At 32.2% G+C, this 25296-nt stretch carries 19 protein-coding genes and 1 other RNA gene; 3 read left to right on the top strand and 17 right to left on the bottom strand.

What is annotated here, in order from left to right:
- Positions 1-31: 31 nt before the first annotated feature.
- The 6 genes from ACREV6_RS09935 to ACREV6_RS09910 all read right to left on the bottom strand — a co-directional run bounded on the left by ACREV6_RS09935 (position 32) and on the right by ACREV6_RS09910 (position 6459).
- Positions 32-724, bottom strand: coding sequence for a response regulator transcription factor (locus ACREV6_RS09935; RefSeq protein WP_431577856.1), 693 nt, complete (start codon positions 722-724; stop codon positions 32-34).
- 52 nt (positions 725-776) lie between these two features.
- Positions 777-1337, bottom strand: a complete 561-nt coding sequence (locus ACREV6_RS09930) for a hypothetical protein (protein ID WP_431577855.1) — start codon at positions 1335-1337, stop codon at positions 777-779.
- 125 nt (positions 1338-1462) lie between these two features.
- An RNA gene (rnpB, locus tag ACREV6_RS09925) (RNase P RNA component class A) lies at positions 1463-1840 on the bottom strand.
- Positions 1841-1976: 136 nt separating this feature from the next.
- Positions 1977-3419, bottom strand: coding sequence for an NAD(P)/FAD-dependent oxidoreductase (locus tag ACREV6_RS09920; protein WP_431577854.1), 1443 nt, complete (start codon positions 3417-3419; stop codon positions 1977-1979).
- A 300-nt stretch (positions 3420-3719) separates the two neighbouring features.
- Positions 3720-5228: a UDP-glucose--hexose-1-phosphate uridylyltransferase gene (gene galT / locus ACREV6_RS09915; RefSeq protein ID WP_431578251.1), complete on the bottom strand. Its 1509-nt coding sequence runs from the start codon at positions 5226-5228 to the stop codon at positions 3720-3722.
- A gap of 70 nt (positions 5229-5298) precedes the next feature.
- Complete coding sequence (locus ACREV6_RS09910; protein WP_431577853.1) at positions 5299-6459, bottom strand: galactokinase; 1161 nt, start codon at positions 6457-6459, stop codon at positions 5299-5301.
- Between the two features lie 223 nt (positions 6460-6682).
- Between ACREV6_RS09910 and ACREV6_RS09905 the strand changes: the two genes are divergently transcribed.
- On the top strand, positions 6683-7174 hold the full coding sequence (locus ACREV6_RS09905; protein WP_431577852.1) for a C40 family peptidase: 492 nt from the start codon (positions 6683-6685) through the stop codon (positions 7172-7174).
- 73 nt (positions 7175-7247) lie between these two features.
- On the opposite strand, the gene ACREV6_RS09900 is transcribed toward ACREV6_RS09905, so the two are convergent.
- From ACREV6_RS09900 to ACREV6_RS09890, 3 genes are all read right to left on the bottom strand, one after another.
- Complete coding sequence (locus tag ACREV6_RS09900) at positions 7248-8435, bottom strand: AI-2E family transporter (protein ID WP_431577851.1); 1188 nt, start codon at positions 8433-8435, stop codon at positions 7248-7250.
- A gap of 96 nt (positions 8436-8531) precedes the next feature.
- Positions 8532-9074 carry a carbonic anhydrase gene (locus tag ACREV6_RS09895; RefSeq protein WP_431577850.1) on the bottom strand — a complete coding sequence of 181 codons (543 nt, stop codon included), beginning with the start codon at positions 9072-9074 and terminating at the stop codon, positions 8532-8534.
- 216 nt (positions 9075-9290) lie between these two features.
- Entirely contained in the window at positions 9291-10829 is a 1539-nt protein-coding gene (locus tag ACREV6_RS09890) for a hypothetical protein (RefSeq protein WP_431577849.1), read from the bottom strand.
- Positions 10830-11132: 303 nt separating this feature from the next.
- Here ACREV6_RS09890 and ACREV6_RS09885 point away from each other — a divergent pair, with 303 nt between their 5' ends.
- Positions 11133-12158, top strand: a complete 1026-nt coding sequence (locus tag ACREV6_RS09885) for a DUF3048 domain-containing protein (protein ID WP_431577848.1) — start codon at positions 11133-11135, stop codon at positions 12156-12158.
- A gap of 324 nt (positions 12159-12482) precedes the next feature.
- Here the strand turns inward: ACREV6_RS09885 and ACREV6_RS09880 are convergent, their stop codons facing one another.
- A complete protein-coding gene (locus tag ACREV6_RS09880; RefSeq protein WP_431577847.1) occupies positions 12483-13904 on the bottom strand; it encodes an amino acid permease in 1422 nt (473 codons plus the stop codon).
- A gap of 306 nt (positions 13905-14210) precedes the next feature.
- On the bottom strand, positions 14211-15989 hold the full coding sequence (locus ACREV6_RS09875) for an N-acetylmuramoyl-L-alanine amidase (protein ID WP_431577846.1): 1779 nt from the start codon (positions 15987-15989) through the stop codon (positions 14211-14213).
- 428 nt (positions 15990-16417) lie between these two features.
- On the opposite strand from ACREV6_RS09875, the gene ACREV6_RS09870 reads away from it, so the two are divergent.
- Positions 16418-17866 carry an amino acid permease gene (locus ACREV6_RS09870; RefSeq protein WP_431577845.1) on the top strand — a complete coding sequence of 483 codons (1449 nt, stop codon included), beginning with the start codon at positions 16418-16420 and terminating at the stop codon, positions 17864-17866.
- A 103-nt stretch (positions 17867-17969) separates the two neighbouring features.
- Here ACREV6_RS09870 and srtD read toward each other — a convergent pair whose 3' ends face one another.
- The 6 genes from srtD to gpmA form a co-directional block, all read right to left on the bottom strand.
- Positions 17970-18593: a class D sortase, LPxTATN-specific gene (gene srtD, locus ACREV6_RS09865; RefSeq protein WP_431577844.1), complete on the bottom strand. Its 624-nt coding sequence runs from the start codon at positions 18591-18593 to the stop codon at positions 17970-17972.
- 46 nt (positions 18594-18639) lie between these two features.
- The gene (locus tag ACREV6_RS09860) at positions 18640-20010 is read right to left on the bottom strand and encodes an ice-binding family protein (protein ID WP_431577843.1); all 1371 of its coding nucleotides are present in this window, start codon (positions 20008-20010) and stop codon (positions 18640-18642) included.
- Between the two features lie 246 nt (positions 20011-20256).
- Positions 20257-21744 (bottom strand): pyridoxal-phosphate dependent enzyme, encoded by a 1488-nt coding sequence (locus ACREV6_RS09855; RefSeq protein WP_431577842.1) that lies wholly within the window; start codon positions 21742-21744, stop codon positions 20257-20259.
- Between the two features lie 287 nt (positions 21745-22031).
- A complete protein-coding gene (locus ACREV6_RS09850) occupies positions 22032-23789 on the bottom strand; it encodes a sigma-54 interaction domain-containing protein (protein WP_431577841.1) in 1758 nt (585 codons plus the stop codon).
- 178 nt (positions 23790-23967) lie between these two features.
- Positions 23968-24192, bottom strand: coding sequence for a CsbD family protein (locus tag ACREV6_RS09845; protein WP_431577840.1), 225 nt, complete (start codon positions 24190-24192; stop codon positions 23968-23970).
- Between the two features lie 221 nt (positions 24193-24413).
- Entirely contained in the window at positions 24414-25151 is a 738-nt protein-coding gene (gene gpmA / locus ACREV6_RS09840; RefSeq protein WP_431577839.1) for a 2,3-diphosphoglycerate-dependent phosphoglycerate mutase, read from the bottom strand.
- Positions 25152-25296 lie beyond the last annotated feature (145 nt).

The following is a 25296-nucleotide window of genomic DNA, read 5'->3' as shown; positions in this document are numbered from 1 at the left end:
ACATAAAATAAAAGCTGTAATAAATACATATTTATTTTTCGATTTTATATCCAATACCCCACACCACCTTTAAGTACTTAGGTTCCTTTGGATTTATTTCTATCTTTTCCCTTATTCTCCTTATATGAACTGACACAGTATTTTCCCCATTATAAAAAGGTTCTTCCCAAACTCTTTCATATATTTCTTCAATTGAAAATACCCTTCCCTTGCTTGCCATTAAAAGTTCCAATATCTTATATTCAATAGCTGTAAGACTCATTTCTTTATCTTCCACTGTTACCATTTTTGAGTCTTTATTTAATATAAGTCCTCGTACATTTATCTCATTCTCACATTCTTTATAATTTCCAAGGCTTGTATATCTTCTCAGCTGGGACTTAACTCTAGCTATAAGTTCCATTGGATTAAACGGCTTTGTAATATAATCATCTGCACCTATATTAAGACCTAGTATTTTATCGCTATCTTCTGATTTAGCTGATAGCATTATTATTGGAATGTTTTTACTTTCTCTAATTTTAAAAGTAGCTTTAATTCCATCCATTCTAGGCATCATTATATCCATTAATATAAGATGAACTTCTTCTGCTTTCAAAATCTCTAAGGCTTCTATACCATCTATAGCATGAAGTACTGTTATACCTTCGTTTTTTAAATATATTTCTATGGCTTCCCTTATTTCATACTCATCATCTACAATTAAAACGTTAAACTTATTCACGCTAATCACCCCTTATACCCCTATTATATATCTTAACTAGAAAACTTTACAATCATCCCTTTCTCATGAAGAACGAAAAAGCATCTTTATCAGCACCATTAGCTTTAGTTACAACATTTATGTTCCGAATATGATAGACTTTACCCTTATAATCCTTTGCTTGATTGTCACATATATATGCATAATCGTAGTTCCCTTCCTTTACCCATTTCATGAATACATAGGTGTGAGTTGGAAAACCCTTATTATCATCTGTAGTGAAACATATATCTCCAGGCCTTAATTTTTTATAATCCCTTTGTTTTTCAAATCCCTTCTCTGTAAGTAAAGGTATAAGTTGCTGCGTATTGCTTGTTTCCATAGGTAGCATAATATTATTTTCCCTTAGCACTTCTGACATAAAATAAACACAGGTATTCGCCGTGCTACCCTGATTTAATTTTATGGCTCGACTATAGACAGCTCTTTGATTTGACCCAGTCTCTAGATAATTATAGACATTTTGACTTAAGTATATTCCTTCTGCTTGTGCATTCTGTTTAATAATTTTTGAAAAGATTATTGCTAAACTTGTTACCACTAGCACAACTATAATTAACTTTGGTTTTTTCATTTGACATTCCCCCCAATATAACTAACTATAACTAATTATACAGGGTACTTTTTACAAAATACTTATCATAATTCTTACAAATTTATTAAGAAAATAAAAAAAACACTAGCAAATGCTAATGTTTTTGTTCGAGTAAGTCTATAAGCCGAGTTCTGTATTAGACAATCATCTATCTAGGCCTATTGTTTCCAATAGGCTCAAGCGATACACCCGAAAGCGGGACGGGCAGTCCCAAAATGCTTTCCTATTCGATCTTGCTCCAGATGGGGTTTACATAGCCGCAAAGTCGCCATTGCGCTGGTGAGCTCTTACCTCGCCTTTCCATCCTTACTAGTATATTCAAAAGTTCAGAAAAACTGACCTTTAAGAATACCTTTAGCGGTATATCTCTGTTGCACTTTCCTTAGAGTCGCCTCCACTGGTAATTAGCCAGCACCCTTGCCCTATGGAGCTCGGACTTTCCTCTCCTGTATTTCTACAGCAGCGATTGTCTGGCTTACTCGCATTAATAATAATATCACAGTTTTGCTAAAATGTCGAACTTATTCCTCTAGCATAAAATAATATTGTCTTTCATTGGCCTGTATTATATTACTATTTAACTAAATATAATCCAAACTTAACCTACCATTATTTTTTTTATTTCAATTTCCTAATCAAATTTACTTGCGCTCTAACAGGTGCTTTAGATGAACTATTTCCTCTTACTGTTACTTTGTCCACATCCATATTAAGTTCTCTAGCTATTATAGCCTTGACTCTAGATTTACAAAAATTAGCTTGGCAAGTTCCCATTCCTGCTCTTGTCCTTCTTTTAATAGCATCTGTAGAATTAATAGGTATATTTCTATGAATAGCATCCACAATTTCTGCTTCTGTAACTACCTCACATCTGCATATTATATTCTTTTCTGGATCTTCATCATCAATTTTTCCATGAAAATTATTATCTTTTTTAACTATTATTCCACTTCTATGTGAAATAAAATTATCTTTCTCCTGGAGCACTACTCCTGATTTCACAAGTATATCTGCTACCATCTCAGCTATTGCTGGTGATGATGTAAGTCCTGGTGAATCTATACCAGCAACATTTATGAATCTTTTAACGGGGCTTTCTTCAATAATAAAATCCCCTGTATTGCTACTAGCTCTTATACCCGAAAAAGTAGTTAATGTCTTTCTTACATCAAAATCAGGTATAGACCTTCTAGCTGTGTCTATAACATCTTTTAAAGTCTTAGTTGTAGTTGCTACATCATCTTTATCACTTATTTCTTCTGAGTTAGGTCCTATCATAAAATTGCCATGATAAGTGGTAGTTACTAATATTCCTTTGCCTTTATCTGTGGGCACTTGAAAAATAACAGTATTGACCAAGTGACCTTGATCTTTTCCCATCAAGATATATTGACCTTTTTTAGGCATTATTTTAAAATCATCCATACCTAACATATTAGCTATTTTATCGCTATATTGCCCAGCAGCATTTATAACGTATCTTGCTTCAATGTCCTCTTTATTTATATGTACAATAAATTTTTCTTCTAGATTTTCTATAGATAATACTTCACTTAAAAGCTTAAGCTCTACACCATTCGTAATAGCATTTTCTACTAATGCAATAGTAAATTCATAAGGTGAAGTAACCCCTACACTTTTAGCATATAGTGCTACCGTTACATCACTATTTAAATTTGGCTCTATTTCTTTTAGTTTCTCTCCTCTTATTATCTCTAAATCATCACATCCCATTTTTAGACCATTTTCATAAAGCTCCACAATTTTCTTCTCGTCCTCTTCATTAAATCCAATGACCAAAGCTCCTGTTTTCCTGTATCCAAAGTTTAGTTCTTCCTGGAGCTTTCTGTACATTTTGTTACCTTTTCCACACAATTGTCCTTTTAATGTACCATACTTAGCTGCGTATCCACCATGAACTATTCCACTATTGGCTTTTGACGCTCCAGTTGAAACATCATCTTCTTTTTCTAAAATGCCAATTTTCAAATTATATCTTGAAAGATTCCTTGCTATAGCGGATCCTACTACTCCTGCTCCTATAATAACTATATCATACATAAATATCTCCCTCTTAACCTATTATTAGTAATGAAAATTAATAATTAATCTTTGTTAATATCTATTATAGTATAAATTTCTGTATTATAATAGATATTTATACTTTATAGGTTTTTATTTACTGCACAGCAACTGTCCCTCACTATAAGCTTTGTTGGTATAACTACTTTTTTAGCTATTTATCTTCCATCTTTTAACTTTTCAATCATTAAGTCTACTGCTGTTTCGCCCATAAACTCCATGTGTATTTTAACAGTAGTCTTTTATTGTTGTCATAATTTTCACACTCACTTATTTTTTCTATAGACTATTTATAAATCTACTAAAAGCTCCTATTCCACTTTCATCCCTTTTAAATACTCCGGAATGTTCTAGGACTTCTAAAAATATTATACCTATTTCTTTTTTTAATATTTCACCTACATTTGTTTCATTTATATTTGAATATTTTCGAACTAATTGTAATGCCCATTTTTTATGTTTCACAAGCTCTGTGCAATTGTCCAAATCATTAATTTTATTCTTATTTACTAAATAATAACTAAGTCCTTTTATCTCTGTTTCTAGTCTTGCAGGTAATACTGCAAGTCCCATAACCTCAATAAGACCAATATTTTCTTTCTTTATATGGTGTAATTCTTCATGAGGATGAAATATTCCATCTGGATGCTCTTCTGAGGTTCTATTATTTCTTAGAACTAAATCCATCTCATAATCATCACCTCGTCTTCTAGCTATCGGTGTTATTGTATTATGGGGCATCCCCTCAGTAAATGCCCTTATATCAGCATTTTCATCTGAATAATTCCTCCAACTATTTAAAATATAATAGGCTAAATTAACCAAGGTTTCTCTATCATTACCCACTACTCTAACAACACTCATAGGCCACTTAACTCTACCAATAGTAGCTCCCATAAACCCGGCCACAACAAATTCTTCCTCCACAGGTGCCTTTGCCATAGCAAATTCATAGTTTCCACCTTGGAAATGGTCATGACTTAATATAGAGCCTCCAACTATTGGAAGGTCTGCATTAGATCCTAAGATATAATGTGGGTATTGGCGTACAAAATCTAGTAGCCTCCTAAAGGTATTTTTACATATTTTCATAGGCTCATGTTCACCCTTAAGTACTATACAATGTTCATTATAGTAAACGTAAGGAGAATATTGCAAAAACCATTTTTCACTATTTAATTCAATTGGTATAATCCTGTGATTACTTCTTGCTGGATGATTTACCCTACCTGAATAACCCTCATTTTCTTTACAAAGTAAGCAGGTTGGATAGCCACTTGCCTTTAAGTTCTTCGCCCTAGAAATGGCTTTAGGATCCTTTTCTGGTTTGGATAAATTAATAGTAATATCTATATCCCCAAAGGTTGTTGCACATTTCCACTTTAAATCCTTTTGTACTCTTTCCCATCTTATATAATTTGAACTAATTGACAATTTATAAAAATAATCTGTTGCACTCCTTGGACTTTCATTATAGTGTTTTTTAAATTCTCTTATTATTTCCGATGGTCTTCCTATTAAACAAGCCATTATTTTTGTATCAAATAAATCTCTAGTAACTATACCATTGTCTTCTATTTTTTCATTTTCATAGGCCCAATCCGTTATATTATCTAAAACTTGTTGTATTCCATAGTCCTTATCCCCAAGGGCTTCATTTTCAATTTCATGCAGTGATAAAGCTTCTAAAAGCCTATTTCTTGTATATATTATATCCGCAGGTATTATTAATTGCTTTCTTAGTGCATAATAAAGTAGCTTTTGAACCTCTATGGAAATATTCACCATCATGTTACCACCCCTTATTTGTCCTCAAACCCACTTATATTGTTTTTATGAAAATTTCAAACAGAACCTATTATATTTTTCTTGCACCATCACCTATTTGAGCTACATAAAACACTGCCTCATATCCTATCTTTATTTTATATTCCGCCGAAGCTTTTTTAATAAAATCATCTACACATTCAGCTTTAACTATACTTACTGTGCATCCTCCAAAGCCTGCACCAGTCATTCTTGATCCTATGACTCCTGGGGTTTTCCAAGCTATTTCAACTAACGTATCTAACTCTATGCCTGTAACTTCATAATCATCTCTTAGCGATATATGAGATTTATTTATTAACTTTCCAAATAACTCTATATCACTATTCTCAAGGGCTGCTGCAGCCTTTAAAGTTCTTTGATTTTCATAAATAGCATGCTTTGCACGCCGCACGCAAACTTCATCTTTTATAAGATGTCTATTTTTTTCAAATTCTTCTTCATTTAATTCACAAAGAGAATTTATCTGGAGAACAGTTTGCAAATCTTTAAGAGCTGTTTCGCATTCTGTTCTTCTTTCATTATATTTAGAATCAGCAAGTCCTCTTCTTTTATTGGTGTTTGCTACTACTATAGTTGCTCCATTAAGCTTGATACTCGCATATTTATATTTTAATGTGTTTGTATCTAAAAGTATTGCGCAATCTTTTTTGCCCATTGCTATAGCAAACTGATCCATAATGCCACAATTTACACCTATAAATTTATTTTCCGCTTCTTTACTACATTTTGCGATATCAACCATATCAATATCAAAATTATATAAATCCTTTAAAACAATACCTGTAAGCACTTCTATAGATGCAGAAGAAGATAATCCTGCGCCATTTGGAATATTTCCATAAAATAATATATCAAATCCACTATCTATTTTCATACCATTATTCTCAAAAGCCCAAATTACTCCCTTAGGATAATTTGCCCAATCATCTTTTTTGTTATATTCTATCTCATCTATATTCACGTCAATTATCCCCAAAACTTCAAAATTCCTTGAATAAAATCTTATTTTCTTATCATTTCTCTTTGTAATTAGTGCATAGGTACCAAAAGTTAATGCACAAGGAAAAACATTACCTCCGTTATAATCTGTATGCTCTCCTATTAAATTCACCCTTCCTGGAGCAAAAAAAACTTTTTCTGCCTCATGGCAGTAAACCCTTTTAAACATGTCTTTTAACTTATTAATCATATTTTACTCTCCTTTTAATAGTATATTCATTACCTTTGAGCATCATCTTTAATATAACCCTTACTAAGCAAATAGCAGCAGTAACCTCTCGGATTTTCAATATAACTTAATATAATTACATTAATATTTGTTTTATAGAAGGAAATCCCATATTTATGTAGAATACTACAATTAGGAAACGGTTACAAAAGGGTTACAAGTTATAAACATGGGGGGAATATTGATGAAAAAGTTTAAACGTGTGGCATCTTTTGCTCTTGCTTTAGTTTTTGCAGGTTCAATAAGTATATGCTCTACAAATGTACAAGCTACAGAAATTGTATTTGGAACAAACAGTATTGAATTAGCTGCAAAAGAAACTAAGCTTACAGGTGCTACTATTGTAGCCTATGCAAAAAAACTCACTGGTATACCCTATAAAAGGGGTGGAACTACCACAGCTGGATTTGATTGCTCTGGTTTTACTATGCATGTTTATAATCATTTTGACATAACATTACCACGCACCGCCAAAAGTCAAACAGCAAAAGGTACAGCAGTTAGTAAATCTAACTTACGTATAGGAGATTTGGTTTTTTTTGGAGCCGCAATAAGTCATGTTGGCATTTATGTTGGAGATGGACAGTTTATACATTCGCCCAAACCAGGGTCAAGCGTTAAAATTGCAGATCTAAAGTATATGCCAAATTATAACACAGCAAGAAGAGTAGTATAATGGAAATAATTCTAAGAGATTAAAGGGCATCTGCATATTAACTATGCAGATGCCCTTTCCCATCATGCGGAAATTATTCCTCACCATTATTTTCATCTGTAGTTAATTGTTCCATATGAGAAGCATACCATTTACTAATTAATACCTTCAAAGAAGCCGCAACAGGTACAGCTATAAGCATCCCTACAAGTCCACCTACACTTCCACCTATAATAATAGCAAGCATAGTGAATACAGGATGTAATCCCACACTATTTCCAACAATTTTAGGTGCCAGCAAGTTATTATCTACTTGTTGAACTACAACCATTCCAATAGTTGCCCATACTGCTGTAATAGGTTGTCCACTTAGTAGTGCCATAATTATTGCAAGAATAGTTCCAACAATAGGCCCGATATATGGTATCATATTACAAATACCTGCAATAATTCCTATTACAAAAGCATAATCTATTCCAATAAAATACAGTACTGTACCTGATAAAACTCCTACAATGCAAGCTTCTAATAATTGACCTCTTATATATTTATAAAATGTATCATCTATAATAGATAATATTTCTTTTATTTTATTTCCTGATTTACTTTTCCCAAATATAAGGTTAAAAATTTTATTCCATAAGTTCACAAAATACTTAGAGTCCTGTATTAAATAAATGCTTAACACTATAGCTATAAAAAACGAAGCTATATTCCCTCCTATAGATACGGCAGAATCTGTCATTGTTCCAATACTTGTAGTAAGATATGATTGCACATAGCTTACAATTTTAGCAATCTTACCATTCAAATCTCCTAGTATTGAAATGTTTGTCCTTTCTAATTTTTCACTAATAGCACTAACTGACAATGTGGAATTCTTTAAATAATTAGTTAGGTATTCAGTCATATTAGCTATGGTTATATTATTGGAAATTTTCCCGCCAACCATAATATATATTCCACTAACAATAGCTAGGAAAACAGCAATTACTAATGTGTACACTGCTAAAATTCCAACTGCTCTTCTAGTAGCTGCTTTTCTAAATATTCTTTTCTTTTCTAAAAACTTTTCAATAATTTGCACCCCAGGTTTCAATATATATACAATTATTAATGCCATAAGAAGCGGCTTCACAAGTCCAATAATTTTCCCTAATGTACTTGATACTAGTGATAATATACCACCTATATTATTTAAAATCGTTATACCTATGTAAATTAGAAGCACGGTGCCCGTAGCATATAAGCAGTATTTTAATAATTTTTTATCTATTTTCATTTTACCCTCCCCTTCGTAGCTAGCTCGCTTTTAAAATTGTTTCTCTTACTACTTTACATTATAATAAATTCAATGGCAAGGTAAAGGTTAAACTTTTTAATCCTCATTAATCAAATATAAGAGATTGTCATCTAGATTATAATAAAGTGGTGCTATCAAAATATTAGGGTATTTATTTCTTAGTCTCTTCGCCTCTTCCAAAACAAACTCTATCTCATTACCAATCTCAAACATTGGAGCAAAATTCATGAAATGATCTTCTGCCCTTTGCCTATCCCAGCCCACTACATCAACAAGTCCCTGAATAAACTGCTCCCTTTTCGACATCAGATTAACCATTCCACAATGATTATGAGCTATAAGTGCAATAGTTTTAATTTTTCCTATTGCTATTGTATAAGAAACCTTAAATTCACTAAATCGCAAAGTTCCTCCACCAGAACGAATGATATATGCGAAATTGTCTGGTATATGAAGATATTTTCTATTATCCATGCACATTCCTATTAACATCTGTGGACTACTTACAGCTTCATAGTGGGTGTTTAAGTTATGGTATTCTAATAAAACACTGATTGGTGTATTTTTATATTCTGCAAATATATCCTCTTTAGTATTAATCTTTATTAATCTATCCATATTGTTATTTATCTCCTTAAATTTATCTATATTTTTTGTTCTAAATTTAAATTTATTTTTATTATATCACAACCTATTAATTTCTAATACTACAACCTAACCTTAGGAATAATAATTGATTGCCCCTTATAAACAACAATGAAATGCTATAACTATAGCATTTCATTGTTGTTTCCTGTCTAAAAATCAAGAGTTACCCTAGTGCTAGATGTAACTTTACATATTTATATATTCTTCTTTACAGTAGAACTGATTAGATTTTAAATAAGTAGGAATATCTTGTTCTACCGCATTTACAGTAATATTAGCAAACTTTCTTCTAATTTCTAGTTCATATATACTGTTATCGTAAGGAAGTTTTCCAATACATCTTAATTTAATTTTTAGGTTTTCATCCATATCTGTAATGTCAAATAAGCTTAAGAAGCGGTGGCATCTTGCTTTAAAGGCATGTTCAGGATCTAAATTATCAATTTTAATGTTATCGAAGGTAAAATCAATTCTAAACACAGCATCCTCTATGTAAATATTTGTTTTGCAGAATTCGTTAATATACTGTCTGTTTTGATTTGCTCTAGAAATTCTAGAGAATTCTTCTAATTCATCTATAAGTGTTAAGAAAGATGAATGATCTTCAATAGACTTTATTTGATATAAGCTACTTGTATGGTCCGTTATAGCCTTCAAAATATTTTGTTTAGAGATAATATCACAAAAATCAATACCGCGTGATGGTACATTTGCATAATCTATATAGCTTAATTTTAACTTGCTAAAAGAGCTTACGGTTTTCATTAACAAATAAGCACTCATTATGCCGTGATTATACTGTTCAAAATCGTTAAAATATCTCATGCGACTTGAAACGTTGTTAAAGATCTTAGGAGTCAGTTTAAGCATTTTTTTTAAAATTAACTTTTCCTCTTCTGTAACTTTTAATAACTCCTCGTGATTTACTTTCATAATATTCTCTTCTTTAATAAATTCCAACACTCTTTCAATTAGATTTTTAGTATCAATAGTATCCATTGTAACATTAAAGTCATTATTAATATCAATGCTTATAAAATTAATTAAGTCCTCAATAAATTTTTGTTGTATTTCTGTATAATTAAAATTAAATTCATCATAGTTATTTATAGAAAAATGAGGAAGAATTTCTTTTATACACTTATTGATTTTGCTTATTTTTTTTATAGGATACCCTAAATCATGGGTAAGCGCAGAGACACATCTAATGGAATCATCGGCTTTAATATTTATCACTTGTTTCATTAAAGATATCATTTCAGTAAATATATCATATTCATTACATTCCTCAAGATTATTTAACCATTTTGTAAGACGATTATTTTCCTTATACATATTTTCTAACATAAAGCTAAATTCCTTATGTTTTATTATGTATTCACCTAAGAAATATACCCACAGACAATGAAGAGTATGATCTCTATAAAAAGAATCAGAAGCAAATATAAGCTCCTCAAAATTAACATATTTATCGAAAAATTTAAATAAATCATCATATCCTCGTTTGTCAGAATCTATGTAGCTCATAGCTGCTTCAAATAAAATTTTCCACAACTTTTTAGATATTTCTATTTTATTATGCATGTTGTCTTCATCCCGAAGCTCTAAAACTAGACTTTTTACTATTTCCTTATATTTATTTTTGTTTTTTAAAAACTCAATATTATCATTTTCTATTTGCTCTAGGTAAAAATTCAAAACTATTTTTTCATTAAGGTTTTCCATAAGATTTATTCCCCCTATTTATTAGTACATCTAAAATTAAACTCACAAAAATTACACTTCTAAATAATATTATACATTTAATATATATAATACCATATTTGCATACATATATATAATTATAATGTTATTTAGAATTTTTTTAACCTTTTGGGTGTATTATTAATATAATCCTGCTACTATATACACCATAATTCGAATAGTTTAAAATAGAGGAAAGAATGTTTTTCCTTTTGTATCATGTACAGTAGTGATACAAGAAGTAACACTCTTACTATTTTTGAATTTGTTAAGGAGATGTTTAATTTGAAAAATAAGTCTAAGCTATTATTATGTATAATTATTTCAATGTGCTTTGTTGTAGAGGGTTGTACCAAAAAAGCTGAACCTGGTACTACTCCTAGCCCATCAAAACCTACAAAAATAGAGGCCCCTGTTAAAATCCAGCAAAAATACTTTGCCCCCTATACAGGTGAAGATGTAAAAAAAGAAATATTAGATAATATTGCTGTACTTGCCATAGTTGAAAACTCAGAAGCTGCAAGACCTCAATCGGGAATAAACGCTGCAGATATAGTATATGAAACCCTGGCTGAAGGTGGAACCCCAAGATTCATTGCATTATTTCAGAGCGGCGATGCTAAGAAGATTGGACCAATTAGAAGTGCCAGATCTTATTTCTTAGATATTTCAAAAGAATATAACCTTCCCTTTGCTCATTGTGGAGGCAGCCAAGAGGCTCTAGACGAAATTAAAAACGAAAATTTAATGAGTATGAATGAAATGGCCTATGCTTCTACTTATTGGCGAGATAACCAAAGGAAAGCTCCTCATAATCTTTATACTTCTACGGAAAAATTAAGAGAGCTTGTTAAAACAAAAAAATATGTAAAAGCTCCTATTGTAAATTTAAAATTTGACAAAATCTATTGGGATAGCGATAAACTTTCGCCAGCTACAAATGTATTTTTAAGAATAAACAACCTTTATAACACTAGTTATGCCTATAAAGATGGTCTTTACTTTAAGAGCATGGATAAAGTGTCTTCAATTAATAAAGAAAATAAGCTTCCCTTAGCCTTTAAAAATATAGTGGTGCAAATCACTTCCATAAAAACACAAAAGGATGAACTTCATTTAGACATTGCTCTTGTAGGCAATGGAAATGGTTATGTTATTAGCAATGGTAAGTTTGTTAAAATGCACTGGTCTAAGAAAAATGCAACTTCGCAAACTCTTCTAACCGATGAGGACGGTAATGATTTACCATTAAACCCTGGGAAGACTTGGTGGAATATTGTAGATAAAAGTTCCAAAGTAGATATTAAATAAAGGCTGGCAGTTACAACTTTAGTTGCTATGTTTATTCTATAGTTTATTGAGAAAATAAAAAAGGGCTGTGTCAAAACAGAAAATAATTCTGTTTTGACACAGCCCTTTATATTACTCCTTGCTGTTTTATCTCAACAAGTTCTAAATATTATTAAATCATCATCTGCGATGCTACATTTAACGACTTCAGAAGGAGATTTACCCCCTTGTAGGGCTCTGGAGTAGATAACAATTCTCAATTGTTATCCTCCCACTGAAGTTTTCTTTTTGTTATAGCATATTACCCCCACTCATAGAAGTGGGAGACTTCCTTCTGAAATGTCGTTAAACAGAAATCTTGCCCGTAGCCGCCGCTACTATCATAACTATGGCTATTATAACCATAGCTATCATTGCCACCTTTTCCCTCTTAATAATGACTTCATTTTTCTCTTTTTTAGCTTTTAAGTAAAACCCTATCCCTAATGCATAAATTATAAATGCTAGTCCTAAATATCCAATTCCTACTGCATATATAACATAAATTGAATATATACATGCGAGTACTGCTATAATTTTCTCCTTAATATGTCCACTTTCTTTATTAAATACCTGAAATGCAAACATAGAAGATAACAAATATGGTATTAATATATTTGTTGTACAAATATGTGTGGCAATGTAATAAGCCTTTTGCAAAGCTTCCGAAAGCATAGCTAGAAGACCTATTTGTGTTGCCACAATTGAAAATAAAAGAGCATTTATAGGTACATTTTTATCATTATTCACTTTAAACCACTTAGGCATTAGCCCATCCTGTGCTGCTGGAGTATACAAAATTTCTGTAGTTAGCAAAAACCAGCAAAGCAAAGCACCCATAAGAGAAATTAAAATTCCCACTTTAACTATAATAGCTCCGGAACTTCCCAATGCAGTTTGTGCGAGAACTGCTGCCAGTGGTGTTTGCGCTGCAACTAAATCCTTAGCAGGTATTATACCCATTGACAATATAGATATTGATATATAAAGTGTTGCTGTTATAATGAGTGAAATTATTGTTCCTTTTCCAACCACTATTTGGGATTCCGCTCTTTGAGACAAAACTACTAAACCTTCAACACCTACGAAGCACCATAAAATTGTTCCCATTGCTCCACTTATCTGTTTTCCTAAACTAGCGGTATTTCCATTGGATGCTAAAATTGTCTGCCAATTTTCCACATTAAAAATACCTAATTTAAAGGCTGAAAAACCAAATATAATTACTAAAAGTAGTGGTATAACTTTACCAATTGTAACTATTAAATTCAGTATACCAGCTTGTTTAATGCCCCTCGCTATTACAAAATAATATATCCACAAAAGGATAGATGCAAGTGAAAATGCTAAAATAGGTGGCATTGAATATCCTTCTCCAATTAAACTATTTATAGTCTTAAAAATTAAAATAACAAATGCAACATTACCAATGAAAGAACTTGTAAAGTAACCCCACGCTGAATTAAAGCCTATAAAATCACCAAAGCCTTCTTTAGCATAGGAATAAATTCCACCTTTTAACTCTGGTTTCTTATTTGAGAGCAAATAAAATACCAGTCCCAGCATTATTACACCAAAAACTCCAATACCCCATGAAATGAGAACTGCCATTGGATTTGTTGTTACTATTAAGTCAGTAGGGCTATTAAAAATACCTGATGCAATCATAGTACCTATCCCTAAAGCAACAAGTAACCCAAGTCCTAATTTCTTATCTTCTTCTGCCATTAAACAAATTCCTCCCTTATGTCTATATAAAAAGTAATGACGCCCTCCTTCCGATATAATTGTTGTATCTGAACCCAACAAAGATTCAAGAGTAAGGTGTCATTATTAGTATGATTATATCAGTATTAACGACATATAATCAACTAATACTTATTGCATATCTACTTTATATTCTTTGCCATAAATAAAATTTTGTATATTAGTAACGAAAAAAATACCTATAGTCCAAATACTTTTTTTCAAAGTGTCCTTCCTATAGGTACCATTATATTTTATATTCCACTCTTTTTCAACATAATTTATACTTTAAAATACTATTCTAGTTATTCCTAAACTCTTAAGAATTCCCGTTGAAATCGCCTGAGCTAACTTTGTTTGATAAGCCTGTGTAACTAATAGTTTTTCCTCTGTTGGATTAGAAACAAAGGATGTTTCTACCAATATAGCAGTAGCATCGGTATTTTTTAAAACATAAAAACCTGCAGTTTTAATCTTTCTATCTACTCTTCCAGTCGCTTTAATCAATTCAGTCTGAACAGCCTGAGCTAGTTTTTGTCCGGCTGCGCTACCACTATTATAGAAAGTCTCGATGCCACTAACTGTAGAAGCTGAATAGCTGTTTGCATGAATACTTACAAAATAATTTGGTTTAGCATTATTTGAAACATCACATTTTTCTTGAAGACCCTGAGTTTTATCAGTTGTTCTTGTGTATGTGACTCCCACACCATTCTTAGCTAATATATTTCCTACTTTTAAAGTAATTGCCAGTACTATAGTCTTTTCTTTAGTACCCATTTGTCCTACTGCTCCTGAATCTGCTCCTCCATGCCCTGCGTCTAAAACTACACTATACTTGTTTTTAACTGCCTCTTTTACATTAATTGTAACTTTAACTTTCTTATTATAATTTTTTATAACTCCTTCATAGGTATAAGTACCTGACTTAGTAAAAGAAACTAAATCTTGAAGCCATTCTACTCCAACCTCTTTTTTTGAGTTATTACTCATAGTAGCCAGTACAGTTTTAGGAAATGTATATTTGCCACCAATTTCTAAATTAACACTTATATCTGCCACTGAAGATATTTGAAAAAGAGAATCATAACTAGTGTCTGTATTTGCAAAACCCGCATATTTCATTAGCCCATTAGCTATAGCCTTTGCAGCGTTATTTTGATAATCTGCACTAGTTAATAATATCTCTTCTTCTGGATTACTTAGAAATCCTAATTCCAAAACTACCCCAGGGCAGCTTGTCTTATTTAATATTGCCAAATTTTCTTCGTTACTTGCCGCTTTTATTCCCCTATCTTTAGCTTCTGTTGCTTTTATAAGTTCGGTTTGCATTAACCCTGCTAATACCTTATTATTATTACTAATATCAGATAGATAATATGTTTCAATACCATTTGCAGTGTCTGAAGAATATGAATTGGTATTTATGCTTAAAAATACATCGGCCTTTGCCTTGTTAGCTATTGCAGCTTTTGCATTATCCTCGTTAAGCTTGTCCCAAGATACTGAATCACTGTCTCTAGTATATACTACATTGAATCCCCTTGTTTTTAGGATATTGCCTAGTTTTAACGCTGTATTTAAGTTTACATCCTTAGCCTTAGCACCATTTTCACCAGTTATGTCTTTATAGTACTGAGCTGGATCAATGCATACAGTAAACTCACTTGGCTTTGTAGCTGCACTTTCAGTATTAAAATTCATCCTGACTTCTTTCGGAAGAACCTTCCCATCTGCAGACTTAACCTTTTCTGTCACAATCAAAGTGTATTCCTTATTAGCTTCATAATTCTTTATAGGCCTTACTATTACATTTTTATTGTTATTAGCTAAACTAACATCAATATCTATGTTTTTATTCGCCTCTCCAAGAACCTTAATATTTGTGGTATTCACAGTATTAGAGCTAAGTGATTTATTAAAACTCACTGTCCAAGGTTTACTTACTACCACATTATTTTTAACCCCTATATCCGTATACGTACTAGCCTTAACTATTATTTGCATAGGTATACACAATGCAAAAGTTAAAATCATTAACATAATTGATTTAAAGATATTTTTCATATATTCCTCCCGAGTCCCCATAGTTTTCATATTTAATTAATTATATTATAGTTTGTATAATTTTAAATATGATTGTAATTTGTGGTATCATTTCTGAGTTAAGTATACTACAAATCTATTCTCTTCTCCATGTTTTATAAATATTTTTTTAATAAATTTAAAATTATATTAAAATTCATCATGAGGTTATAAACTTTGACACCAAATTGTGCTTTGCTAATAAAATTAACAAAGCACAATTTATTTAAAAAGCATAGTAAGAACTCAAAAATAACATGCAATAATTCAAATTCAAAATAAAATGACATTAAATATCGCAAAAATACGCGAATAATGTTACTATAAATAGATATCAAAAAAAATTGGCTAAATATGGTCGCTGTAAACGATTGAATACAATCATTAATTAATTGGAGGGAGTTCATAATATGAACGAGACAGGAGTTAAAAAACTTACGTGGCAAAATCTTGCACTTATAGCTTTTGTTATGGTATGGGGATTTGGAAATGTTGTTAATAACTTTGCCAATCAAGGTTTAAAAGTTGTTGGATCATGGGTACTTATTATTTCATTATATTTTGTACCCTATGCACTAATGGTAGGAGAATTAGGTTCTACTTTTAAAGATGGTAAAGCAGGGGTTAGTACATGGATAAAATCTACAATGAGTCCAAAACTCGCTTATCTCGCAGGATGGACTTATTGGGTAGTTCATGTACCCTATTTAGCACAAAAACCTCAGTCAATTTTAATAGCACTAGGTTGGGTAACAACACAAAATGGGAAATTCATTAAAGGTTTCAGCCCACTGGTGTTGCAATCAATAACATTATTGCTATTTCTCTTTTTCTTATGGTTTGCGTCTAGAGGTGTTAATTCCTTGAAGAAAATAGGAACCATAGCAGGGATATCCGTATTTGTAATGTCAATGTTATACATAGTGATGATGATTGCAGCACCTTCAATTACAGGCGTAAAAATTGCAACAGCACATATAACATTAAAATCATTTATACCAGATTTTAACTTTGCATACTTTACTACAATATCTATGCTAGTGTTTGCAGTAGGTGGCTGTGAAAAAATAGCCCCTTATGTTAACGATACAAAAAATCCATCAAAAAACTTTCCTAAGGGGATGATTGTACTTGCAATAATGGTTGCAGTATCAGCACTACTCGGTTCAGTTGCAATGGGAATGATGTTTGATGCAAATAACATTCCAGTAGATTTAAAAATGAATGGACAGTACTATGCATTTAAAACATTAGGTAACTACTATGGTGTAGGAAACTTGCTTTTAATCTTATATGCAATTGCGAATATGCTTGCTCAAATTTCTGCATTAGCATTTTCAATTGATGCTCCTTTAAAAATATTATTTGCAGAAGGAGATAAAAAATATATTCCTGCTAGTCTAATGAAAACAAATAAATATGGGGCTCCAATTAATGGATACAAAATGACTGCTGTTTTAGTTGGAATTTTAATAATTGTACCAGCCTTAGGTATTGGAGATATGAATACACTATTCAACTGGTTATTAGACCTAAACTCAATTGTTATGCCAATAAGGTATTTGTGGGTATTCTTAGCATATATGGCGTTAAGAGGCTTTGCTAAAAAGAAATTCTCATCTGAATATAAATTTATAAAGAATGATAAGGTAGCATTCATAATAGGGTTGTGGTGTTTTGCATTTACAGCATTTGCATGTATCATGGGAATGTTTCCAAAAGCAAAACCAAACACATCAGAGTATACTTTCCAACTTGTACTTAATTTATTAACACCATTTGTTCTTTTAGGACTCGGACTTATCTTACCTTTAATTGCAAAGATATCAAATAAGAAAAATACTATAAATAAGTCTTAAGTGTAATTGAGAATCTAGAAGACAAGTTATAAAAATATGAGTTGTTAAAAAAAACGCCAGGCAAGTTGCAATATAATCTGCAACCCACCTGGCGTTTTATATTTTATCTACTTTGTGCGAGGTCTGCTGAGACTATATATCTATCCGGTGCAGAGCCAATAAAATTGAAGGGATAGCACGTTGTCAATGTCAAAACTGCATGGTCCAGAGGAACGATAACAGTTTTGTCATTTTCATGAACAATTCGCGTGCCACTTACTTCATAGGTGAATTTACCCGCAGCTGTTTGCACAATAAGTTCATCACCTATTTTCAACTTGCCTATTTTCCTAAACACCGTATCACGATGCCCTGAAATAACACAATTGTCTTCTTCTCCAGGAAGTACACTTTGAGTGAAATGTCCCACACCTTTTTTAAGTTCCGCTGCGCCTGTGCCCTGAATGATAGGCAATTTCTGATCTAAAACTGGGATGCTAAGACTTCCAATATTATCACCCTCCGCAATATGTTCAGGGTAAAGTGCTTTATTAGGTGCTGACATATCCTGTGAAGGATTTGTTTCTATAGGACGCGCACTGTTTTCCTTTATCTTATTTATCTCTGTCGTAGCAACATTAGGAACAACATAGCCTCCTTGGGTATTATTCGCATAATATCCAGATTGTGGCCATATATTGAATATTGCGTAGGATATACAACCTATCCCAAATACTATAAAACTCAAGGATAAGATCCTAATTAAGGAGTGCTTGCCCCTTGATTGTTTTATTTTATTCATAACGCTTTCTGGTTTTCCAGCCTAGTGCTCCACCCATTGTTAAAACAGCACCTAAAAGGAGTAGCTCGTACAAATGTGTTGATGTTTTTGGAAGTTGTCCTCCTGTAACAGTTTTTGTAACATCTCTCTCCACGGTCACAGGCGCCGTAACGATAGCAGGTGCCGGAGCAACAACAGCAGGTGCATTAACTACCGGTTGGCCTCCTTCTCCATTACCGCTTACAATTGGTGGTAATGCAATGTCATTGTTAGTTATGGTTATGGTTTTATTATCACCAGGAGCTAAAGTTATATTACCCTTAGCATCACTATCGCCGCTATAGCTTGCGGTATATCCAGCAAAAACATCTTCGCTAAGTGAATAAGTACCTGCAGCTAGGGTGTATGTATTTCCCGGTGATTCAACACCAGGTGCTGGGCTTTTGGCAATATCATTACCAGAAGTCTTTACGTGTAGTTTAAAGTTCGAGGCAATTGCTTTTCCGCCATCATCATTAACAACATGTTTAATTACATGAAGAATAGCTGGCTCAGGAGTTGGTGTTGGTTCTGGTGTTGGTGTTGGTGTTGGTGTTGGTGTTGGTTCTGGTGTTGGTGTTGGTGTTGGCGTTGGCGTTGGAATCGGAGTTGTTACCGCCTCACATATCCCATTTGTTATGGTATTGTTGTCTAGCGTAACCGCACCATTCCTTGCCAACAATTGTCCTTGAATGGTTGCACCAGTATTGGCTGTTATGGACGCCATTGCTAAAATATGTCCTACAAAATTAGAGTTTGTTCCTAATGTAGCAGAACTTCCAACGCTCCAAAATGTTCGACAGAACCGAGCACTGTTAATGAGATTAACATTACTGTTTGATGCCGTTATTAATGTGGATGCAGCCTTAAATATAAAAACTCCATCAGGATCACCCTTAGCATCCAAGGTTACTTTTCCAGTTATCTGAAAAGTACCATCAGCTGAATCGTAAACGCCCGGAGTTAAAACAGTCCCACCAAGTTCACTAGGAATACGAGTTACAGGTAATCTTCCCACTGCATCGTCATAGGCCGTTACCAGGTCTTCTTTTGCCTTAACTGCTACAGTATCGGCAATATGTACAGCACCACCACTCACTGTTACGCTTTCCTTACCAGAGAATACAGTACCTGGAGATAGTCCAACATTTCCTCCCACACTTCCGTTGATTGTTGTGGTTCCAGTATTAGTAATAGTAGATCCAGCCAAAACAGCGAATCCTGCTGTTGTTCCTAAGTTCAATGTAGGTTGGGCCGCCATAGTTGTTATAGGTGCTGACATCATAACCACCAGTAGTGGTGTAAGTAGTAAAGATTTTAATTTCATTTTATTGAATGTTTTCATAAGTTTATTAGTCCTCCCTATGTAGATTAATCTCTTAATGACCTTAATAATAAAGATAACTAGGTCTTTAAACATGACATATCACAATTTAAATATCCCTTGTTAGTTATCCCTCCATTTATTTATACGTAAATATTTTTATTTTTCAGGGGGTAAAACCCAAATTCCTCATAATTTTATTTACTTACTAAAAAATAACAAAAGCTATTACCCTTAGGCAATAGCTTCTGTTATTTTTCTTATGGCTTATTTTGAGTTTACAAGTCCAGTTCTTTCATTAAATTGTTCAATCAATTTATCTAGTTCTGGTCCCATTTGATGCAATTTTCCCCAATAATTATCATAGTCATACCATTGTGCATTTAACTCATCCAAATCGTATTTTTGTTGTTCAATCCAAGTGTAGTACTTAAGATTGTGAATTCGTTTTTTACTTTGGTAAGTTAGCTCTTCCATACTGTCTGTTCTAAGACCTAAAACACTTCTGTTATGGTCAATGGCAGCATCAACTTCTAAGTAATCTCTGCCTCTTTCTGTTTGCATTTCTTTTAGTCTTGATCCATACATTTCTGCTGAATCTGTAAGTACTGTCATTACCATATCATTTTCTGTTAACTCATAGTATTTGGCAAATTTAATACAGGTTAATATATTTGCTGCACCAGATATACCAACATATGCAAGTTTAGTAATTAACTCCTCTGAAACGCCCTTCTCTCTTAAATACTCTTGACCAGTTGGTTCATTAAAGAGCCTAAACATAGCCAATGCATCATTATCATCAATAGCAACAACCATATCTGTATTTTTCACGTTATGAATCCAAGGAATATGTTTATCACCAATCCCTTCAATTCTATGATCACCAAAACCATTATTTAGTAATGTTGGGCATTGTAACGCTTCACCAACTGCTATTTTAGAATTTGGGTATTGATCTTTCATAAAGTCTCCACTTCCAAGTGTACCTGCAGAACCGGATGTTAAGCATACACCAGCAAATCTTCCATTTTCACCAGCTTCAGCTTTAATAATATCGTTCATAGCATTACCAGTTACTTCATAATGCCATAAATGATTGCCAAGTTCACCAAATTGGTTAAATATAACAACGTTATCTCTAGTATTTCTAAGTTCCCAAGTTTTATCATAAATTTCTTTTACATTACTTTCACAACCAGGAGTTGCAATAACTTCTCCAGCCACTTGTTTAAGCCAGTCGAAACGTTCTTTACTCATATTCTCAGGTAATATAGCAACAGCTTTGCACCCAAGCAGTGCAGAGTTATATGCTCCACCACGGCAGTAATTGCCTGTTGATGGCCAAACTGCTTCATGGTAAGTAGGATCAAATTGTCCAGTAACTAAACGTGGAACTAAGCAAGCAAAACTTGCTCCAACCTTATGGCATCCAACAGGAAAATACTTTCCAACCATAGCAAAAATTCTTGCTTTAACACCGGATATTTCTGAAGGAATTTCTATATAGTTTGGCAGTTCATTATATAGTCCGCCCTCTTTCACAGGCTGATTTTTCCAGGAAATTCTGAACAAATTAACAGGATCAATATCCCATAAACCAGTAGTCTTAAGTTTTTCTTTGATTTCTGCTGGTATCTTACTAGGGTCCTTCATCTGAGCAAAAGTTGGTATAACAACATTTCTTTCTTTAGCACTCTCCACGGTTTTTTTAAGTTGCTCTTCATTGATTGTTAAATCTATTAAATTTTTCACTTAAAATCCTCCTCTTTGCATATATAATTTTATTTATTCTCTTCAAAATTTTTAATAAGTAAGTCTATCTGTGGTTTACTTTTCCTACTTGCTACCACTAATTTATAATATTCACGCAATAATTGTGCCAATCTCATTGCTTAGCAGCATAGCCGATACCAATGAGTCCTGCTCATTTTTTTTAAAAAAATTTAAAAAAAATATCATAATGATAAATATTATCATTATGATAAAAATATATATTGTCTGAATTTCATTCATTCAAAATGTTAATGAATAATAAATTATCATTTTGATAAATTATATTCTTCAATTTTTCTATACAATGTTGCTATTCCTATGCCAAGTTTTATAGCTGCATTTTTTTTACCTTCAGTGGTTTCACCGCATCTTTCCAGTGCGTTTTTTATTGCGTTTTTTTCAAGATGTTTTAGTGTATATATCTCATCTTCATTATTAAAGATATTAGATGTATTATGAAAAATACTTTTAGGTAAAATTTCTTTTGTTATTATACCATCAGTTCCCATCATATTAATAATATACTCCACAGTATTCTCAAGTTCTCGTACATTACCTGGCCATTCATAGTTATAGAATATTTGCCATATGTCATCCCCTAATTTTATATCTAAAAAATTTTTATTAAATAAATTGCAATATTTCTCAATGAAAGTTTCTATAAGTAGTTTTATATCTTCTTTTCTTTCTCTTAAAGGCGGAATTTCAAGTGGAATTACATTTAATCTATAGTATAACTCTTCTCTAAATTTGTTTTCTCTTATGGCTTTTACTAAATCTTTATTTGTTGCGGCTATGACTCTAACATCAATATCAATAGTTTTATTTGATCCTATCCTTGTAATACTTCTCTCTTGCAAGACTCTTAAAAGTTTAGTTTGAAGATAAAGAGGCATATCCCCAATCTCATCTAGCAAAATGGTACCTTTACTGGCAAATTCAAACTTGCCCATTTTACCCATAGGATCTGCACCAGTAAAAGCGCCTTTTGCATATCCAAAAAGTTCGCTTTCCAAAAGCATATCTGGAATAGCACCACAATTTATAGCAATAAAAGGCTTGTCCTTCCTGTTACTTTCATCGTGTATAGCTCTTGCAAACATCTCTTTTCCAGTACCACTTTCTCCAGTTATAAGTACTGTAGATGAAGACATTGCAATTTTCTTAACTTTTTGCTTTAATTTCAAAATTTGTTCTGATTGACCAAAAATGTCCACACTCTTTATTATTTTATTAAAGGCAGCAAAATTTGATAACTTTTCTTTAAATTTCTTTGCATCTTGAAAGAAAAACATCCTATCATATTGTGCTTCATTAAATTTTATAGGGTGTATGCTACCAATAACAAAGAAAACCTCTTTATCTACCATTAGTTTGTATTCCTGAAGATCAAAAACATTATCTCCACTTATCTTAATTTGAACACTGTGATTTATAAAATTTCCTGATAAATTTAGTTCTTTCAAACCATTTTCATTTATATTTGTAATACAATTGTCTTTGTCTAGTATAAGTACCCCCTGCTCAGTTTTATCTACAACAAAATTCAGAAGTTGTAGCAAGGTCTGTGTTCTCATTTTTTCTCTTTTTTCATAGGCGGTACTACTTATAAACTCAGAAATCTGCTGTAGGAAGGCCATGTATATATCAAAGCTTGCCATTAGATGTTCCTTTTGCTCGTTGCTACTACATATTAATCCAATTACCCCTATAGTATTCTCATTTAACTTTATAGGTGTACTCATTTCAAATTTTTCCCCGCAAAATTCTCTTTTAGGGCAAGGGATGCAAAGTTTATCTTTTCCTGGCTCATATATAATTTGTGATTCTCCAGATTTTATAACCTTTCTATAAACATATCCTTCTTTTGATATATCCTCATCTATTTTATCTTTATAAATCCCTGTACCTGCTATTCTAATTAAATTATCATCTACTATTTCAACTTCTACCTGAAGAATCTGGGATATAATATTTGCATATTTAATTACCGCTTCCTGTATATTTTTCAATATGGAGTTCAATACTGCTTATACCTCCTTCGCAAATAATAATTTAACCTGTATCTAATACTAATTTTAAACTTTTTGTATATTTAAGTAAAGTAAATAAAAAAAAGCCTGTATCTTAATTAGTAAATAAATTAGATACAGGCTTTTTTATGTCTTTTTATCTATGAAAAATCTTTATTTGAAAGAAGGACTAATACTTCCCTTTGTCCTCTTCATTTTCATCTAAGGTATCATTTATCTTTTCCGCAACCTTATCTTTGACGTTGTCAACCTTGTCATTTATAGCTCCCTTTTGGTACTGAAGCTTTCCTTTAAGTTCCGTTTCTTGGTTACCGGTGGCTTTTCCAACAGCTTCCTTGGTTTTTCCCACAACTTTATCCTTTGTATTTTCTAATTTATTTTTTGATTCTGTCATATTGCACCTCCATTTTAATTTTTTTCACTTCCTAGTTTATTCATTACATTCATAAATCGACTATATTACTATTACTATGTCGTTATATATGTCCACAGTAACATTATTATACTCATCTTTCAACCCTTTTATTTAATTAAACTTAATATTGTGTATATTAAATCCCAGGTCATCATTTTAATGTGATTATCCAGGGTTTTTTTAGTATTTCAAGTCTAATTTTATTCCTTGAATGTTTTTGGAATTGCATCTTGAGGCAACTTGCCATCTAGCTCTAAATAATAATGACGAATAGGCTTCAAATTATCATCTAATTCATACACAAGTGGAATTCCTGTAGGTATATTCAAATTTACAATATTATCACTAGATATGTCATCCAGGTATTTCACTAATGCTCTTAGCGTATTTCCATGTGCAGAAATTATAACCTTCTTACCATCTTTAATTTTGGGTGCTATTTCCCCAAACCATTCCTGCATTACCCTTTTTATAGTATCCTCTAAATTTTCAGTTGTAGGAATCTCATCTTCTCTTAATTTACTATATTTTAATTCCTTCCCTGGATATCTTTCATCAGTTTTCAAAAGTTCTGGTGGTCTTACGTCTACATATCTTCTCCATTTATGAACTTGCTCATCTCCATATTTTTCTGCAGTTTCCGTCTTGTTTAACCCTTGCAATGCGCCATAATGCCTTTCATTGAGTTTCCATGACTTATATACAGGAATCCACATTAAATCCATCTCATGCAGTGCAATCCAAAGAGTTCTAATTGCCCTTTTTAATACAGAAGTATATGCTATGTCAAAGGTATAACCATTTTGTTTAAGAATTTCACCTGCTTTCCTTGCCTCAATTAAACCATTCTCTGATAAATCTACATCTGTCCAACCGGTAAATCTATTTTCTTTATTCCAAAGGCTTTCGCCATGTCTTATTAATACTAGCTTAATCAACTAAATCACTCCTTTTATAATTTAAACATTTCCATTATTTACATTTAGGTTGTTATACTAAAACTTTATCAAATTAAAAGTTTCTAATTATAATATACTCCAAATCATTATACATATCCAATAAAGCTAATATATTTTTGACCAA

The sequence above is a fragment of the Clostridium sp. genome, from assembly GCF_050717515.1.
In the GTDB taxonomy this organism is placed as follows: domain Bacteria; phylum Bacillota; class Clostridia; order Clostridiales; family Clostridiaceae; genus Clostridium_AD.
Note: the sequence above shows the minus strand (reverse complement) of the source record. Positions and strands in the feature narration are given on the sequence as shown.